Source organism: Planktothrix mougeotii LEGE 06226 (assembly GCF_015207485.1).
In the GTDB taxonomy this organism is placed as follows: Bacteria; Cyanobacteriota; Cyanobacteriia; order Cyanobacteriales; family Microcoleaceae; genus Planktothrix.
On the sequence record NZ_JADEWU010000015.1, the window covers coordinates 73393 to 90249 of the forward strand.

Here is a 16857-nt window from a genome sequence, read left to right on the forward strand (position 1 = left end):
ACCTGTTAACCTATTAACCTGTTAACTGTAGTGTCCAAATCGGTAACTAAGACCCTATTGATAAAAAAATTGCAAAATGTAGCAGAAGAATCTAGTCAAACGGTCACGGAGGTGTTAAGTTTTATGAACAGCCGATAGGAAAAAATCACTACTTGGCTTCGGTACACTGTCCATTAACTAGGATTGTCAAGCAAAATGCAAGCAGCGATAAATCCAACCCTAATCAATTTATCTGTTGTTCCCCAACGTCAACCGCTCAAAGTCGTAGTTCTGGGGGATAGTCTCGTCTATGGATTTGGTGATCCTCAAGGAGGGGGTTGGGTTGAGCGACTGCGATGTCAATGGATGTCCCCGGATACCGTAGGGCCCATCCTTTATAATTTAGGAGTCCGGGGAAATCGTGTGATTCAAGTCCGCGATCGCTTAGAACAAGAATTTCGCCATCGGGGAGAATTGCGAAACCGTTTACCGGATGTGAGTATTTTTTCCGTGGGATTAAATGATTCAGCGCGGGTACAGTCGTTTCAAGGTCGCAACTACACCGAATTTAATGACTTTGAAACGGCTTTACACAGTATGTTAGACCAAGCCCAACGCCTTTGTAATGTTTTATTTGTGGGGATGGTTCCCGTTGATGAAAGCAAAATGCCCTTTCAAGGCTGTTTGTACTATACCTTAGCGGATCAATTTCGCTACAAAGAAGCCACTCGTCTCGCCTGTTTAGAACGCAATATTCCCTATTTAGATCTATTTGAAATTTGGTTAAACCGAGGGGAATATTGGTGGAAGTCTCGCTTATGTTCCGATGGTTTACATCCCAATGTGGCTGGATATGAAGCTTTATTAGAAGATATCCGTAATTGGGAACCGATTCAAAAATTAGCTTATTAAGTTTGTTACCCTAAAAATGGGATTTAACCTCCGTTCTTCTAGGAGGTTTTTTATTGGTATTTGTAAATTCCCTAAAATTTATGTCCTGATTCTCTATATTATAAAGTCATGATTTTAAATTTACTGCAACTTTCCAGTCCAGCTTTACCCTTGGGAGCTTATAGTTATTCAGAGGGGTTAGAAACTTTAGTTGAACATCAAATTATTACGGATAGCCAGAGTTTATTACAGTGGTTAATTCAAGATTTAAAGTTTGGCGCAATTCGTTTAGAAGCTGCGGTTATGGTTCGAGCTTATCGTTGCATAATCAATCAAGATTTTAGCCAATTTATCTATTGGAATCAATGGTCAACGGCGACCAAGGAAACGGCTGAACTTCGACAACAAAGTTGGCAAATGGGAAATACTTTAATACAGCTTTTAGTTCATTTAGAAGGGGTGAAAATAACAGAAAATCAGAATTTAGAATTACCTCCTCTCAAAAATTGGGTTGAACAAGTCGGAAAACCTTGTAATTATGCGATCGCGTTTGGACTCGGTGCAGTTTATTGGAATTTGGATCTCAAAAATGCCTTATTAGGATATTTATACAGTTGGGCGACTAATTTAATTAATGCTGGGGTGAAACTCATTCCTTTAGGTCAAACAATGGGTCAAACCTTATTATTACAATTACACCCAGAAATAGAATTAACAACCACAGCAATTTTAGAATTAAAAGATGAAGATTTAGTCAGTTGTAATTGGGGGTTGGCTTTAGCAAGTATGGCCCATGAAACTCAATATAGTCGATTATTTAGAAGTTAAGTAGAAATAATTTTTTACAGATTAAAGTATTAATTTATAATTAATCTGCTATAATTAAAATAGTCATTTTATATTAATTTTATGTCTGGGTTACGAGTTGGAATTGCGGGGCCTGTCGGTTCAGGGAAAACGGCCTTAGTTGATGCTTTATGTAAGCAAATGCGAAGTTCCTATCAATTGGCAGTGGTGACCAATGATATTTATACTCAAGAAGATGCTCAATATTTAGTTCGTTCTAAAGCCTTAGAAAGTGATCGGATTTTAGGGGTAGAAACCGGAGGTTGTCCGCATACAGCCATTCGAGAAGATGCTTCATTAAATTTAGCCGCTATTGAACAATTAGAAACCCAATTTAAACATTTAGATGTATTATTTGTGGAAAGCGGAGGGGATAATTTAGCAGCAACTTTTAGCCCAGAATTAGTCGATATTACGATTTATGTAATTGATGTCGCAGCCGGAGATAAAATTCCTCGCAAAGGAGGGCCAGGAATTACTAAATCAGATTTATTAGTGATTAATAAAATAGATTTAGCAGCTTTAGTGGGTGCAGATTTAAACATTATGGAACGAGATGCTAAAAAAATGCGAGGAAATAAACCCTTTGTCTTTACCAATTTAAAAACCAAACAAGGACTAGATGTTATTACTAAATTTATTAAATCCCATCTCATCCAGTAGTAAGCCCTTCAGGGCTTTCTCCTCCATTCTCATCCAGTAGTAAGCCCTTCAGGGCTTTCTCCTCCATCCTCATCCAGTAGTAAGCCCTTCAGGGCTTTCTCCTCCATCCGTCCCCACCAAAACCTAACACTAATAACTGATTAAATTAAAGGAATAGGAACTAAATAGAGATTGTAGTTGGTGTTAAATTATTTGTAAGAAAGCCCTGAAGGGCTTACTACATTTAAGATTGAAAGGAATAGGGAATAGATAGAGATTGTAGTTGGTGTTAAATTATTTGTAAGAAAGCCCTGAAGGGCTTACTACGTTTAAGATTGAAAGGAATAGGGAATAGATGGAGATTGTAGTTGGTGTTAAATCGTTTATAAGAAAGCCATGAAGGGCTTACTACGTTTAAGATTGATATGAGTAATTTAGAACTAAATCCCTCTCAATGGCATGGTATTTTAGAATTAGACTATCAAAAAATTGGCAATTCTACCCAATTAGTTAAAGCTTATAGCCAAGCACCCTTAAAAATTCAGCGTTGCTTTTATCCTGAAGGAAAAGCAATTTGCCATAGTATTATTTTACATACTGCTGGCGGAATAGTCGGAGGCGATCGCTTATCTCAAACCATTAATTTACAACCCGAAACTCAAGTCGTCTTAACCACACCAGCCGCCAGCAAAATTTATCGCAGTACCGGAGAAATTAGCCAACAAAATATTAAAATAGAAGTTCAAGAAAATGCCTATTTAGAGTTTATTCCCCGTGAAAGTATCATTTTTAATGGAGCAATCTTTAGCCAAAATATACAAGTTAATTTAGCTGATTCTGGGTGCTATTTAGGATGGGAAATCACGCGATTTGGACGAACAGCACGGGGAGAAACCTTCACCCAAGGACAGTGGAAATCCTGTACAGAAATCTGGCAAAATAACCGTCCACTTTGGATTGATCGACAGGGATTTATAGCCCATGAAGATTTATTAAATAGTCCTCATAGTTTAGGAGGACAACCTGTAATTGCTACCTTAACTTGGGTTGGACAACCTATTTCAGAAGATCTAATTCAAAGGATACGACAACTGTGGGAACAGCGAGAAACTTCTAGTGAAGCTGGAGTGACTCAATTAACATCAGGATTACTCTGTCGCTATCGGGGAAATTCTACCCAAGAGGTGATAGACTGGTTTACGGATGTTTGGCGGTTACTTCGTCAAAATTATACCGGACAATTGATCGCTAAACCTCGTGTTTGGCAAATTTAATTCGTTAAAATTCCGCCAGGATTATTTATGCAATTATCTCCCCAAGAAAAAGATAAACTTTTAATTTTTACGGCTGCTTTATTGGCTGAGAGACGCAAGGAAAAAGGATTAAAATTGAATTATCCTGAAGCCGTTGCTTATCTTACAGCAGCAATTTTAGAAGGCGCTAGGGAAGGACGCACCGTTGCTGAATTAATGAGTTATGGAAAAACAATTTTAAAGCGGGAAGAGGTCATGGAAGGCATTCCTGAAATGATTCATGAAGTTCAGGTAGAAGCGACCTTTCCCGATGGTACAAAATTAGTAACGGTTCATGATCCGATTAATTAACAGTTATCAGTTATCAGTTATCAGTTATCAGTTATCAGTTATCAGTTAATAGTTAATAGTTGACAGTTTTTAATTATGGGTTAAAGACTGAAGACTGAAGGCTAGAAACTGATAACTGAACACTGATTATTGATTATTTATCACTGATTCTTGGGTGGGGATGGCTCCGGTTTTTACTTCTAAATTTAACGGTTGACCTTGACGTTGAACTTGCATTCTTAACGAACTTCCGACCGTTACATTTTCAACCGCTTGTTGAACTTCATCGGCTTTCGTAACCGGTTTATTATCCACTTGAATAATGACATCTCCAGCCCGTAATCCTGATTGATGAGCGGGAGAATTGGGGATGACTCGAACAATTAATATCCCCTGATCTTCATTCACACTAATCGGACTATTGGGATCTTGATTTAAACTTTCTTTGACTTCAGGAGAAAGTGTTACCATCTGAATCCCTAAATAGGGGTGTTGAACTTTCCCAGTGGTTGAAATTTGCTCCGCAATACGTTGAACTTGGTTAATCGGAATAGCAAATCCTAACCCTTGGGCGCCTTGAATAATAGCCGTATTCATTCCAATTACTTCACCCTTTTGATTCAGTAACGGCCCCCCAGAATTCCCTGGATTAATAGCAGCATCGGTTTGAATAAAACTAACTCGTTTATCAGGGATTCCAACTTCACTTCCTGAACGACCTGTAGCGCTAACAATTCCCACCGTTACCGTATTATCTAATCCTAAAGGATTACCAATAGCGATCGCTAATTCCCCCGGTTGTAAAGCCTCTGAATTTCCTAATGAAACCGTTGGTAAATTATTCGCTTCAATTTGAACCACAGCAACATCCGTAACCGGATCACTTCCAATCACTTTTCCTTCAAATTGACGACCATCTTTAAGCACAACAGAAACATTTTTTACCCCATCGACAACGTGAGCATTGGTAATAATTCGACCATTAGAATTAACAATAAATCCTGACCCGGAACCTCTAACGATTTCCTGTTGAGGAGAATTAGGCATTTGGGAACCAAAGAACCGTTGAAAAAACGGATCATTAAACTGTTCAGGAATCTGACTTTCAATCGTTTTTGTAGCATTAATTCGCACAACGGCTGGCCCAACTTGCTCCACAACAGAAGTGATCAGGTCAGGATCGGCAATAGTTCCCGACATAGAATTGACCGGGGCTGGCATCGACATCGGGGGTACGGGAGCAGTTACCGTTGGGGAAGTGGGCTGAGGGCGTTGTTGCAGTTGATGGGTAAGGGACACCCCCGCAATTCCGAGTCCAGTTCCTAATAAGATTAAAGATAACGACTTTAAAGATTGTGTCCGAGGGCGTTGGGAAGTGGGGTGAGATGGGTCTGTCCACTCTAAACGACGGGACTCTAAAGAATTTGCCGGATCAAAATCGGATTTCATATTTAATACCTCATCTATAAGGATTTCAGGGATTGGACTGGTTTCTGTCTGCCCTGATATTTCTTAAGATATAGGACGAATATGACATCCTTGTGGCAGAGATATGACATCTGGTTGACATCCTCCCTCGCCCTCCGCTTCGCTAAAGGGCGGGGATTCCCAAACCTCACGATTTGGGTTTCTGCTTCTTAGCACCCGCCTTCACAGATTTTTTCTGTTCAGGTCTTCTGGTCGCTCCACAGACTGACACCGCCAGCCCGGCGGCCAAAATATTGCGACTGGCGTTGATATCTCGGTCATGGACTATTCCACAATTAGGACATTCCCATTCCCGAATATTTAACGGCAATTTATCCATTATATAACCACAATTTCCACAGCGTTTGCTACTAGGAAACCATGGGTCAATCTTGACTAGATTACGCCCATACCATCGGCATTTGTAGTCTAATTGTCGAACTAATTCACTCCATCCGCTATCGGAAATCGCTAATGCGAGTTTGTGGTTTTTAACCAGATTCTTGACAGCTAACGACTCAACGGCAATCGTTTGATTTTCACGGACCAAATTAGTCGTTAACTTATTCAAGAAATATTGACGAGAATCAGAGATTTTCAAGTGAATTTTCGCCACCTTAACCCTGGCTTTTTCTCTGTTTTTAGAACCTTTCTGTTTACGAGAAAGGTTTTTCTGCGCCCGTCTCAATCTTCTGTAATGCTGCTTAAATTGTTTGGGATTGACAACTTTATCCCCATTACTCGTAGCGATCAAACTTGTAATACCCAAGTCCAGCCCAATTGCATTCTTGTTAACGGGCAATGGCTTAATTGTTGGATCGTCAAAACGAATGGAAATATGCCAACGTCCTGATGGGTGCATTTTGACGGTTACAGAAGACGGCTCACATCCTTTTGGAATCTGCCTAGACCATCGAATATCCAAAGGTTCAGCACTTTTGGCAAGGTAGATTTTTCCATCTTTAAACTTAAATGCCGACTTTGTAAATTCAGCACTACCGCCGTTCCTTTTCTTCTTAAAGTTGGGATATTTCGCCCTTCCTGCAAAGAAATTAGCAAATGCCGACTGAAGATGTCTCAATCCTTGCTGTAAAGGAACACAGCTAACTTCATTCAGAAAAGCCAAATCTTCTTGTTTTTTCCACTCAGTCAACATTGAAGACGTTTGAGTGTATCCCACTCTTTCTTGCTTTTCATACCCGGCTTGAGTTCTCTCATGGAGAGCCTTGTTGTAAACCCACCTTACACAGCCCAAGGTGCGCCGCAAGAGCGACTCTTGTTCTGGGCTCGGATAAAATCGGTAACTAAAGGCTTTTTCCATGCCTCACATTATAGCACGTCTTTTTGTGAGTGTTTTAAACTACAAATACAAAGCCTAAGTAGAACTTAGGGGTTTCTACCCAATTTTTCGATGAAAATTGGAGAGCTTGAGTCTTTTAGAGGGGAAAAACAATCCGTAAAATTACGGATTTTGAATTGAAATGCTTACTTAGTGATACGGTTAACGGCTCAATAGGGGGGGCTATTCCCCTTGACCTTAATATCATCAGCAACATCCATCTTTTAATCAACGGCTAAGAATTCTGATAAAATAGATGCAACGATCAATAATCAATTTTTTGATTTTTTAAGCCCTCGAATTTCACATATTAACTGGTTCCCCATTTACTTTAACCTGTTCCTGGCCGCTTATAATGATTCATTTTGCAAATTCGCAATCTTCCCTAGGAAGTATTTTATTAGTTGATGACAAACCCGATAATTTAAGACTATTATCAACGATGTTAATGGAACATCAATATGAAGTCAGACGGGTGACAAAAGGAGTAATGGCATTAAAAACGGCTAAAGCTGCTCCACCAGATTTGATTGTTCTGGATATTAAGTTACCGGATCTCGACGGCTATGAAGTCTGTCAAGCTCTCAAATCTGATCCCATGACTGCCGAAATTCCCATTATTTTTATTAGTGCCTTGGATAATGTTTTAGATAAAGTCAAAGCTTTTAGTGTTGGAGGCGTTGATTATATTACCAAACCTTTTCAAGTTGAAGAAGTTTTAGTCCGGGTTAAAAATCATTTGACCTTGCGAATTCAACATCAACAACTCTTAGAACAAAATGAACGATTACAACAAGAAATTAAAGCTCGAAAACAAATTGAAATCGCTCTCAAAGAATCTCAATCTGAACTGCAAAAACTCAATCAAGAATTACAACGGTTAGCTCATTTAGATGGATTAACTCAAACGGCAAATCGACGGCAATTTGATCACTATTTACAACAGAAATGGATGCAACTTTGTGGAGAACAAAAACCCCTGGCTTTAATTATGTGTGACGTGGATTACTTTAAATCCTATAATGATACTTATGGTCATCAAGCCGGAGATGATTGTTTACGCGCGATCGCCCAAGCCATTAGTCAAGCCATTCCCCGGACAACAGATTTAGTTGCTCGTTATGGGGGGGAAGAATTTGCGGTTATTTTACCGGAAACAGATATCCTAGAAGCCGAAATCATTGCCCAAACGATTCAAAAAAAAGTACAATCTTTAAAACTGGTTCATGACCAATCTCAAGTCAGCCCTTATATCACCTTAAGCTTGGGGATTACCTGTCTCATTCCTCATTGCCAATCTAGTCCCTCTCTGTTAATTGAATGGGCTGATCGTGCCCTCTATCAAGCTAAAAAACAAGGTCGAAATTGTAGTGTTATTTTATTGAATAAAACCTATGTCTGAACCCGAACCAATTTCAAGCAATCAGGAGGCGGAAGCCGCCTTAATTCAGGAACTTGAAACCCTGCGAAAACGGGTATTACAACTCGAAAAAGCCAAGAGTACAGAACCTTATCAAGTTGCCCAACAAAAAGCACTATTTGCGGTTATTAGTAAAATTCGAGAATCTTTAGATTTAGATAGTATTTTTAAGTCTACGGCTATTGAAGTGCGTCAACTGTTGAATGCGGATCGGGTGGGAATGTATCGGTTTGATCCAGATTCCCAATATCAATGGGGAGAATTTGTATCTGAAGATGTTTTACCCAATTTTCGTTCAGCATTATCGGCAAAAATCAAAGATCACTGTTTTGGAGAACATTATATTAACTATTATTTTTATGGCAAAATCTGGGCAGCCGATGATATTTATACATTACCATTACCGCGTTGCTATGCCCAAATGTTATCCCAATTTCAAATCAGAGCTAATCTGGTTTCACCCTTACTGAAAGGGGAAAATTTATGGGGATTACTCTGCATTCATCAATGTTCTGGCCCCCGTGAATGGAAAGAATCGGAAATGGAATTTGTCCGCCAAATCGCTACCCATTTAGGCGTGGCATTACAACACGCAGAATTTGTTAAAAAGTTGCAAATGCAGTCTGAATATTTAACCCAAGCGGTAAATCAGGCTGTTGAACGAGAAAAAGCAGTTGCTGCTATTATTAATAAAATTCGTCAATCCTTACAATTGGATACGATTTTTACAACCACAACCCAAGAAGTTCGTCAACTTTTAAAAGCTGATCGGGTGGTGATTTATCGATTTAATGCTGACTGGAGTGGAGAATTTTTAGTTGAATCTAAAGCCGAGGGATGGAAATCTTTAATTGAAGAACAAAAATATGATCCGCAATTTGGAGCTAATATTAGTCAATGTAGCCTGAAATATTTAGCAACTCCCGACGTTACTGATAGCTATCTACAAGAAACCCAAGGGGGAGATTTTACACGGGGAGAAGTTTTTCGAGTTTGTGACAATATTTATAAAGCTAATTTTTCTACCTGTTATATTCAAGCGTTAGAACGGTATGAAGCCCAAGCTTATGCAATTATCGCAATTTATCAAGGGAAACAATTATGGGGATTATTAGCAGTCTACCAAAATCAAAGTGCCCGACATTGGGAAACCTCAGAAATTAAGTTTTTAGTTCAAATTGGCGGACAACTAGGAGTCGCAATTCAACAAGCTGAATTACTCGCCCAAACGGAAAAACAAAAACGAGATTTAGAAACCATATTAGCCGATGAATTGCGACGTCAAGCTGAAAGTTTAGTGGAGGATGCAGAACGAGAACGAGCTTTAGCCCAAGTGATTGATAAAATCCGGCGCACTTTAGATATTAATACGATTTTTCAAACCGCCACTTCTGAACTTCGTCAACTATTAAATGCTGATCGAGTGGCTGTATTTCAATTTGAGCCTAATTCCTATTGGAATTACGGAAAATTTGTTTCAGAAAATGTTTTATTTCCCTTTTGTTCGGTTTTAGAAACTGAGATAGAAGATCATTGTTTTGGTGCGAGATTTGCTCAAAATTATCCCCTCGGTCATGTGTTAGTTTTACCCGATATTTATCAAGGAGGCTTAACAGATTGTTATGTGCAACTGTTAGCTCAATTTCAAATTAAAGCAAATTTAGTTGTTGCCTTACTCAAAGGGGATGAATTATGGGGGTTATTGTGTATTCATCAATGTTCAACTCCCCGTCAATGGCAAAAAAAAGAAATTGAATTTGTGCGGAAAATTGCCGTTCAATTAGGCGTTGCTTTACAACAAGCAGAACTCTTAACCCAAGCTCAAAAACGTTCAGAAGAACAGGCAAAAGTTGCCGAACAAGAACGAGCTTTAGCACGGGTTATTGATCGGATTCGTCAAACTTTAGATATTGATACAATTTTTAGTGCAACCACCCAGGAAGTCAGACAAATTTTACAATGCGATCGCGTCGTGGTCTATCGTTTTATATCCGACCGTCGCGGAGAATTTATTTTTGAATCTAAACTGTCCTGCGGCATTCCTTTAGAACAAGCTGAACATAAAAATTTATGGTTAGAAACTCATTTTAAATATCCCAAAATTGATCAATATCAAAACCATCAGCCTTTAATTATTGATGATATTTTTAATGCCCCTTTATCCCCCTCTACCCTCAAAGTTTTACAACAATTTCAGATTCGAGCTTATATTTTAGTTCCGGTTTTTGTAGGAGAAATATTATGGGGATTATTAGGAGCTTATCAACATACCAGTAGCCGTCATTGGCAACCCAGAGAAGTGAGTTTATTAACCCAAGTTGCGAATCAATTAGGGGTAGCCATTCAACAAGCGAAATTATTAGCTCAATTGAAGGAAGCTAAAGACACAGCCGATGCAGCGAACCATGCTAAAAGTGAATTTTTAGCCAATATGAGTCATGAATTAAGAACACCTCTGAATGCGATTTTAGGCTTTACTCAAATTTTAGCGAAACATTCAGGATTAAGTTCTGTCCAACAGGAATATCTCCGAATTATTGAACGCAGTGGAGAACATTTACTCGATTTAATTAATGATGTTTTAGAAATGTCTAAAATAGAAGCGGGACGACTCACACTCAATGAAACCAGTTTTGATCTTTATCGCTTGTTAAATAACTTGCAAGAAATGTTAGAATTAAAAGCAGAAATGAAAGGATTAAATTTAATTTTTGAACGCGATCAAAATGTACCTCAATATATTAAAACCGATGAAAGTAAGCTTCGCCAAGTCTTAATTAATTTATTGGGAAATGCGATTAAATTTACAGAAGTCGGTTGTGTGATTTTACGGGTTAAACAAGACACTATTTTTCCCAAATCTATCACAACGGAGGCTCAAAATTCAGAACCTATAGACGTTTTACCCGAACCCATTAAAATTACCTTTGAAGTCGAGGATACTGGCCCAGGTATTGCCTCTGAAGAAATTGATTTATTATTTGAAGCCTTTGGACAAACAGAAACAGGACGAAAATCCAAAGAAGGAACTGGGTTAGGTTTACCCATCAGTCAACAATTTGTGCAAATGATGGGAGGAAATATTATTGTTAATAGTCTCTTAGGAACAGGAACTTGGGTTAAATTTTTTATTAAAACGGGTTTGGCAGATTGTTGCGATATTCAACCCCAACTTTCTAAAAAATCTGTGGTGGGTTTAGTCCCAGGACAACCAACCTATCGGATTTTAATTGTTGAAGATGCCGTCGAAAATCGCCAAGTTTTAGTTGAGCTTTTATCAACAACTGGGTTTGAAGTTCGAGAAGCCCTCAACGGTCAAGAAGCCGTAGAATTAAGCTTAAGTTGGCAACCCCATTTAATTTGGATGGATATGCGAATGCCGGTCATGGATGGAATCGAAGCAACTCGTCGCATTCGGGCAAATTCCCCCTCGGAAAATTCCCCCATTATTATTGCATTAACAGCAAATGCCTTTAAAGAAGAACGTGCCCAAGTTTTGCAAGCCGGATGTGATGATTTTGTGAGTAAACCCTTCCAAGATCATATTATCTTTGAAAAAATGGCAGAATATTTAGGGCTAGAATATGAATATGCAGACTCTCAAACCTCAACCCATTTAAACTCCAATTTAGAAAGAATCTCAACACCGGGAGATTTAAGCTTAGATTGTTTAGTATTAATGCCTCCGGCTTGGATTCAACAGTTTCATGAAGCGGTATTATGTACTCAAGAAAAACGGGTTTTTGAGTTAATTCAGGAAATTCCTGAATCCTATTCAGCCTTAGCATTAACCCTCAAAAAATTAGCTGATGAATTTCAATTTGATCAAATTTTAGCCGTCACAGAAACCCTAATTTTAGGCTAACAGTAGTAAGCCCTGAAGGGCTTCTTCCTAACACTTGAAATCAATAAAAGAGTCCTGAAGGACTCACTACGGTTAACGAACTTCAGGGCTTCTTCCTAACACTTGAAATCAATAAAAGAGTCCTAAAGGACTCACTACGGTTAACGAACTTCAGGGCTTCTTCCTAACACTTGAAATCAATAAAAGAGTCCTAAAGGACTCACTACGGTTAACGAACTTCAGGGCTTCTTCCTAACACTTGAAATCAATAAAAGAGTCCTAAAGGACTCACTACGGTTAACGAACTTCAATTTTTGCTAAATTTGTATTGCGGTAATAATGGGCTAAAATTTGCTGGTAATTGTATCCACCACGAGCTAAATTATAAGCGCCCCATTGACTTAAACCCACGGCGTGACCAAACCCGCGACCTGTAACCTGAAAACTCGTAGTTCCACTTTTACGGCTGATTTGAAACCGAGTGCTACGCAGTCCTAACGCAGAAGCAATATCCTCCCCACTCATCACTCGTGTCCCTTTATCGCCAACGACTTTCATCGCTAGAATACTGCCAAACGCTGAAGTCCGTTGGGGGGTCATCGTTGTAATACTCCCCACACCCGAAATTCGTTTACTTAAATCCGCTTGCGAAAAGGTTTTTGTCCACTCAAACACTGGGGTTCCTTGGTCAAAATCAGGAACTCCCCGTAAATACGGTAAAGGTTCATTCCAAACATCCTCAACATTTTCCGTATGTCCCCCAGAGGCCGAATGAAACGCCGCTAAAATCGCTTGACCGTTATAGGTTAACACCTGTCCTCTTGTAGCATTCACCGCCGCCACTGTTCCAGTAGACTCCGTAACTAATCCTTTATAAACTTGCCAACCTTGGTCATCCCCGACATCAAAAATACCATTGCTGCGTTGACGCTTGTAGAGGGCGTAGGTTCGCGCTGCAACCGCTTGGGCTTTCAAAGCTTCCTGGGGCCATCCACCATCCATTTCCGCCCCCAGCACGCTGTAGAGATATTCCTCTAAATCGACATAATTAATTGCCGTTAATTTACCATTCCTCGGCACTAATAACACTCGTCCCCGATACCAACCGTTACCGATCCAAACATTCCCATTATTACTCGGATCAATCCAAAGTTGAGAGCCTTGCCAGTTTCCCAAGGCGACTTTTCCTGATTTTGTTTGAGCGACACCGCCCCCCATCGCCACTAATTCCCCTAGGGCTTGGCCATTGCCATCTCGGACAATGGCTTTGGTGGTGCTGCCAACTTTGACTTGATTGGCCCCGTCTTCAATAGCGACCCGTAATAATAATTGAGCTTGGGCTGGGGCTACCCAACACAACCAAATCAGCAGCGTTGTCCACCAATAACGCTTAACCCGTTGTAGGGAGGTGGGGAAGGAGACTAAAGGATTCCAGGATTGAGGAACAGAACAAACCATTGTTGCGATCAGATCCGGTAAGATGGATAGATTAGAACTGCACCTTGGTTATATAGCACATTTTTTTGGTATTTGAAGATGGAAGGAGCGAGTCAATGCAGATTACTTTTTTAGGCACTAGCTCCGGGGTTCCGACACGATCGCGCAATGTTTCCAGTCTAGCTCTGCGTTTACCGCAACGGGCTGAAATTTGGTTGTTTGACTGTGGGGAAGGAACGCAACATCAATTCCTTCGCAGTGATTTAAAAGTCAGCCAAATTAGTCGAATTTTTATTACCCATTTACACGGAGATCATATTTTTGGGTTAACGGGATTATTAGCCAGTTGTGGGTTAGCGGGAAATGCCAAACGCATTGATATTTATGGGCCAGCCGGATTATCAGATTATTTACAAGCCTGTGTGCGTTATTCTCAAACCCATTTTTCTTACCCGGTTAAAGTCCATACTATTCAACCAGGAATGATTTTTGAAGATGAAGAATATCAAGTGGTTTGTGGGTATTTGAAACATCGGGTGACAGCCTTTGGATATCGGATTATTGAAAAGGATAAACCGGGACGATTTGATGTCGAAAAAGCCAAAAAATTAGGCATTCCACCGGGGCCAATTTATGCTCAACTTAAACAAGGACAAACTGTAACTCTTTCCGATGGTCGGATTATTCGAGGGACAGAACTTTGTGGAGTTCCCCAAATCGGTCGTAAATTTGTTTATTGTACAGATACCGTTTTTTGTGAAGGAGCGGTGGAATTAGCGCAGGATGCGGATGTTTTAGTCCATGAAGCAACGTTCTCCCATCAAGATGCAGAAATGGCTTTTCAACGATTACATTCCACATCAACAATGGCGGCACAGGTTGCGTTAGCCGCCGGAGCTAAACAGTTAATGATGACCCATTTTAGCCCCCGTTACGCTCCCGGAAATTCAATTATTTTAGATGATTTATTAACAGAAGCCAGAGCCATTTTTCCTAATACAGATATGGCTTATGATTTCCTGACCCATGAAATTCCCCGCCGTCCCTTGTAGTAAGCCCTTCAGGGCTGTATATTCTCAATAGCAGCAATCAGTTCAGACGGATGAGAAATTAAAGCATTGGGGTGATGGCGGGCTAAAACCTCGGCGGAATTATATCCCCAACTCACAGCAATACTTTTAATTTTAGATTTTCTAGCTGCATTAATATCTCTCGTTTCATCCCCAATATAAATAGCTTGCTGGGGTTCTATTCTTTCTTGTTTTAATAATTGGTTAATAATTTTATGTTTGCCAAACAAATTAATTCCTGAATAGATATTCTTGAAATAATTAATTAAATCATAACGAGATAAAATTGTAATTACATTAATTTTAGAGTTAGAGGTAATAATATAAAGAGTATAATTCTGCTCCTGCAATTGTCGAAGAATCTCAGGAATTGTAGGGAATAAATCAATCTGTTGTAAATCCTGATTTAATTCATCAATCACTCGCTTCAGCAAAAAAGGCAGTTTAAATAGAGAAATTCCCGATTGTTGAATAATCTGCCAAGAGCTTAAATTTTGAATTTGAGCAAGTGTTTCAGGGTTAGTCGGGGAATAGCCAAATTCCCCTGATAAACGATTGGTAATTGTAACCACCGTATGTAGGGTATCCGCTAAAGTTCCGTCAAAGTCAAAAATAATAATCTGATTCATAGATTCAGGGGTTTAGTCTGGGTTTGAGATTAGCACTCAAGATAGAATCAATATTTCAGTTTGCATAAGATTAATAAATATGTCTACCCAGAGATTAATATTTACCTCATTATCTCTAAAAATGGGGTTTAATCCCGGATTGAATATTTTTCAAAAATCCATGATCTTGCGGAGATGGAAACCCTCTTATATTAACAATATAATAATCCGCTCAATCACCCGCCCATTTCCTATAATATAGATAGGGTTTGTCCCGGTGAAATACAAGAATTTGGTTAATTCTTTAAATAAAAGCTTAGAACTATAAAAGTTCTGTAAAACTTACAAGACTTTTTCGGGAATGGGGTGACAAAGCCAGAAGGTTTGCTAATGTAGTAATAACCGCTTGTATGAATCACTCTGGTTGCTGAGATGTCCCCCCTTTAGGGAGATAACCAGAACAACCGGGTCAAAAGTTAAGGGTAACAGTAACCAGTAGGATATTCACACACAGGAGTTCCAAATGAAAACTAGATTCTTCACCACTTTAATCTCAACCTTGGCTTTAACAGGTGTTTACGCTACATCTGCTCAAGCCTTTACCTTCAAAACCAACTATTCCACCAGCGACACGACATCTTGGAAGAAAGACATTACCTTAAATTCAGTTGAATTTAACAGTAAAACCTATAATAATTTCTCCCTCGTAAACAAAGTTGATATTATCGACAATGACCTCTGGACGAAAGGAAATACTGGGGCTGCCAGTAGCGATAAAGGGGATCAAGCATCAGGAATTAAAGCAGAAGCTCCCACAGCAAGCGATTTAGTTGCCTCACTGGGCAATCTAAATTTAAGCAATATTGTTGATACAGAAGACAAAGGCAGTTTCACCCTGGACTTGTTCTTTGCAAAACCAGCAGATAATTTCCTGTTCTTTGAACGAGGTAAAAACAGCAAACTGGATGTTCAGGCTGTGTTTACTGATGGTTCATTGGGGTCGGTCGTTAACTTATATTCAAAAACATGGCAAAACGCTGGCTATAAACTTGATACCACAGAAATTACGGGCGCTCAACAAGTAGGTTCTTTTGGTCTCAGTTTGTTAGACTTAGGCGTAACCGATGCCAAATTGTTCAAAGGTCTGCGGTTGACCAGCCTAGAAAGCTACAACGGCCCAGACTTTAAAGTGGTAGCTACGGCTGTTCCTGAACCCACAACCGTTTTAGGTTTAGGTTTAGTCGGCGCTGCTTTAGCAATGTCTCGTCGCAAAAAAGCTCACTAAGGCAAAATACGCTCGCTACCATCAACATCTCTAAACTTGTCTCCGTCCCATCAAACTGAAAAACTGATTATTTAAAGTTGCGATCGCTTATTTCTCAAAATTGAGGGATAGGCGATCGCAATTTTTGTATCTGCCTTAATAAACTTGTATCCAGGCTTTCACATCATATTCTGTCCAGATCCCATTTTGCCAATAGGGGTCAGACTCCACTAACTGACGCACCGTTGCTTCATCTTCGGCTTCATAAATCCCAAATACCTTTGTGACATCCTGAGTCGGGCCAATGGTTAATAAAACACCCGATTCTTTTTGTTGTTTTAATCCTTCCAAATGCGCCGCCCGATAGGGTTCCCGCTTTTCCAGAACATCCTCGCAATAGGTTCCAAACATGACATATTTTGGCATAGTTGTTGATGGTTGATAGTTGACTGTTATCTGTTATTTGT

Annotated in this window: 14 protein-coding genes; 9 read left to right on the forward strand and 5 right to left on the reverse strand. The window is 39.5% G+C overall.

The window, feature by feature from the left end:
- Window positions 1-195: 195 nt before the first annotated feature.
- The 5 genes from IQ236_RS09130 to ureA all read left to right on the forward strand — a co-directional run bounded on the left by IQ236_RS09130 (window position 196) and on the right by ureA (window position 3962).
- Window positions 196-891, forward strand: a complete 696-nt coding sequence (locus tag IQ236_RS09130) for a GDSL-type esterase/lipase family protein (protein WP_072717916.1) — start codon at window positions 196-198, stop codon at window positions 889-891.
- 108 nt (window positions 892-999) lie between these two features.
- Window positions 1000-1698: an urease accessory protein UreF gene (locus IQ236_RS09135; RefSeq protein ID WP_193868975.1), complete on the forward strand. Its 699-nt coding sequence runs from the start codon at window positions 1000-1002 to the stop codon at window positions 1696-1698.
- Window positions 1699-1779: 81 nt separating this feature from the next.
- A complete protein-coding gene (ureG, locus tag IQ236_RS09140) occupies window positions 1780-2379 on the forward strand; it encodes an urease accessory protein UreG (protein ID WP_193868976.1) in 600 nt (199 codons plus the stop codon).
- A 404-nt stretch (window positions 2380-2783) separates the two neighbouring features.
- On the forward strand, window positions 2784-3632 hold the full coding sequence (locus IQ236_RS09145; protein WP_193868977.1) for an urease accessory protein UreD: 849 nt from the start codon (window positions 2784-2786) through the stop codon (window positions 3630-3632).
- A gap of 27 nt (window positions 3633-3659) precedes the next feature.
- Window positions 3660-3962 carry an urease subunit gamma gene (gene ureA / locus IQ236_RS09150; protein WP_190515572.1) on the forward strand — a complete coding sequence of 101 codons (303 nt, stop codon included), beginning with the start codon at window positions 3660-3662 and terminating at the stop codon, window positions 3960-3962.
- Window positions 3963-4088: 126 nt separating this feature from the next.
- Here the strand turns inward: ureA and IQ236_RS09155 are convergent, their stop codons facing one another.
- Together IQ236_RS09155 and IQ236_RS09160 are read right to left on the reverse strand one after the other, a co-directional pair.
- A complete protein-coding gene (locus IQ236_RS09155; protein WP_193868978.1) occupies window positions 4089-5390 on the reverse strand; it encodes an HhoA/HhoB/HtrA family serine endopeptidase in 1302 nt (433 codons plus the stop codon).
- A gap of 166 nt (window positions 5391-5556) precedes the next feature.
- Window positions 5557-6729 (reverse strand): RNA-guided endonuclease InsQ/TnpB family protein, encoded by a 1173-nt coding sequence (locus tag IQ236_RS09160; protein ID WP_193868979.1) that lies wholly within the window; start codon window positions 6727-6729, stop codon window positions 5557-5559.
- Window positions 6730-7102: 373 nt separating this feature from the next.
- Between IQ236_RS09160 and IQ236_RS09165 the strand changes: the two genes are divergently transcribed.
- Together IQ236_RS09165 and IQ236_RS09170 are read left to right on the forward strand one after the other, a co-directional pair.
- The gene (locus tag IQ236_RS09165) at window positions 7103-8149 is read left to right on the forward strand and encodes a diguanylate cyclase domain-containing protein (RefSeq protein WP_193868980.1); all 1047 of its coding nucleotides are present in this window, start codon (window positions 7103-7105) and stop codon (window positions 8147-8149) included.
- A complete protein-coding gene (locus IQ236_RS09170; protein ID WP_193868981.1) occupies window positions 8142-12032 on the forward strand; it encodes a GAF domain-containing hybrid sensor histidine kinase/response regulator in 3891 nt (1296 codons plus the stop codon). The genes IQ236_RS09165 and IQ236_RS09170 overlap by 8 nt, the downstream gene beginning before the upstream one ends.
- Window positions 12033-12308: 276 nt before the next feature.
- Here IQ236_RS09170 and IQ236_RS09175 read toward each other — a convergent pair whose 3' ends face one another.
- Window positions 12309-13469, reverse strand: coding sequence for a SpoIID/LytB domain-containing protein (locus tag IQ236_RS09175; protein ID WP_193868982.1), 1161 nt, complete (start codon window positions 13467-13469; stop codon window positions 12309-12311).
- Between the two features lie 95 nt (window positions 13470-13564).
- Between IQ236_RS09175 and IQ236_RS09180 the strand changes: the two genes are divergently transcribed.
- Window positions 13565-14500: a ribonuclease Z gene (locus IQ236_RS09180; protein WP_193868983.1), complete on the forward strand. Its 936-nt coding sequence runs from the start codon at window positions 13565-13567 to the stop codon at window positions 14498-14500.
- An 8-nt stretch (window positions 14501-14508) separates the two neighbouring features.
- On the opposite strand, the gene IQ236_RS09185 is transcribed toward IQ236_RS09180, so the two are convergent.
- Window positions 14509-15147: an HAD hydrolase-like protein gene (locus IQ236_RS09185; RefSeq protein WP_193868984.1), complete on the reverse strand. Its 639-nt coding sequence runs from the start codon at window positions 15145-15147 to the stop codon at window positions 14509-14511.
- Window positions 15148-15649: 502 nt separating this feature from the next.
- On the opposite strand from IQ236_RS09185, the gene IQ236_RS09190 reads away from it, so the two are divergent.
- A complete protein-coding gene (locus tag IQ236_RS09190) occupies window positions 15650-16411 on the forward strand; it encodes an exosortase-dependent surface protein XDP2 (RefSeq protein WP_193868985.1) in 762 nt (253 codons plus the stop codon).
- Between the two features lie 135 nt (window positions 16412-16546).
- On the opposite strand, the gene IQ236_RS09195 is transcribed toward IQ236_RS09190, so the two are convergent.
- On the reverse strand, window positions 16547-16816 hold the full coding sequence (locus IQ236_RS09195; RefSeq protein WP_190515587.1) for a YciI family protein: 270 nt from the start codon (window positions 16814-16816) through the stop codon (window positions 16547-16549).
- Between the last annotated feature and the right edge of the window lie 41 nt (window positions 16817-16857).

Coding starts and splice junctions, on each gene's coding strand:
- IQ236_RS09130 (WP_072717916.1), top strand. CDS start 196: ATGCAAGCAGCGATAAATCCAACCCTAATCAATTTATCTGTTGTTCCC.
- IQ236_RS09135 (WP_193868975.1), top strand. CDS start 1,000: ATGATTTTAAATTTACTGCAACTTTCCAGTCCAGCTTTACCCTTGGGA.
- ureG (WP_193868976.1), top strand. CDS start 1,780: ATGTCTGGGTTACGAGTTGGAATTGCGGGGCCTGTCGGTTCAGGGAAA.
- IQ236_RS09145 (WP_193868977.1), top strand. CDS start 2,784: ATGAGTAATTTAGAACTAAATCCCTCTCAATGGCATGGTATTTTAGAA.
- ureA (WP_190515572.1), top strand. CDS start 3,660: ATGCAATTATCTCCCCAAGAAAAAGATAAACTTTTAATTTTTACGGCT.
- IQ236_RS09155 (WP_193868978.1), bottom strand. CDS start 5,390: ATGAAATCCGATTTTGATCCGGCAAATTCTTTAGAGTCCCGTCGTTTA.
- IQ236_RS09160 (WP_193868979.1), bottom strand. CDS start 6,729: ATGGAAAAAGCCTTTAGTTACCGATTTTATCCGAGCCCAGAACAAGAG.
- IQ236_RS09165 (WP_193868980.1), top strand. CDS start 7,103: ATGATTCATTTTGCAAATTCGCAATCTTCCCTAGGAAGTATTTTATTA.
- IQ236_RS09170 (WP_193868981.1), top strand. CDS start 8,142: ATGTCTGAACCCGAACCAATTTCAAGCAATCAGGAGGCGGAAGCCGCC.
- IQ236_RS09175 (WP_193868982.1), bottom strand. CDS start 13,469: ATGGTTTGTTCTGTTCCTCAATCCTGGAATCCTTTAGTCTCCTTCCCC.
- IQ236_RS09180 (WP_193868983.1), top strand. CDS start 13,565: ATGCAGATTACTTTTTTAGGCACTAGCTCCGGGGTTCCGACACGATCG.
- IQ236_RS09185 (WP_193868984.1), bottom strand. CDS start 15,147: ATGAATCAGATTATTATTTTTGACTTTGACGGAACTTTAGCGGATACC.
- IQ236_RS09190 (WP_193868985.1), top strand. CDS start 15,650: ATGAAAACTAGATTCTTCACCACTTTAATCTCAACCTTGGCTTTAACA.
- IQ236_RS09195 (WP_190515587.1), bottom strand. CDS start 16,816: ATGCCAAAATATGTCATGTTTGGAACCTATTGCGAGGATGTTCTGGAA.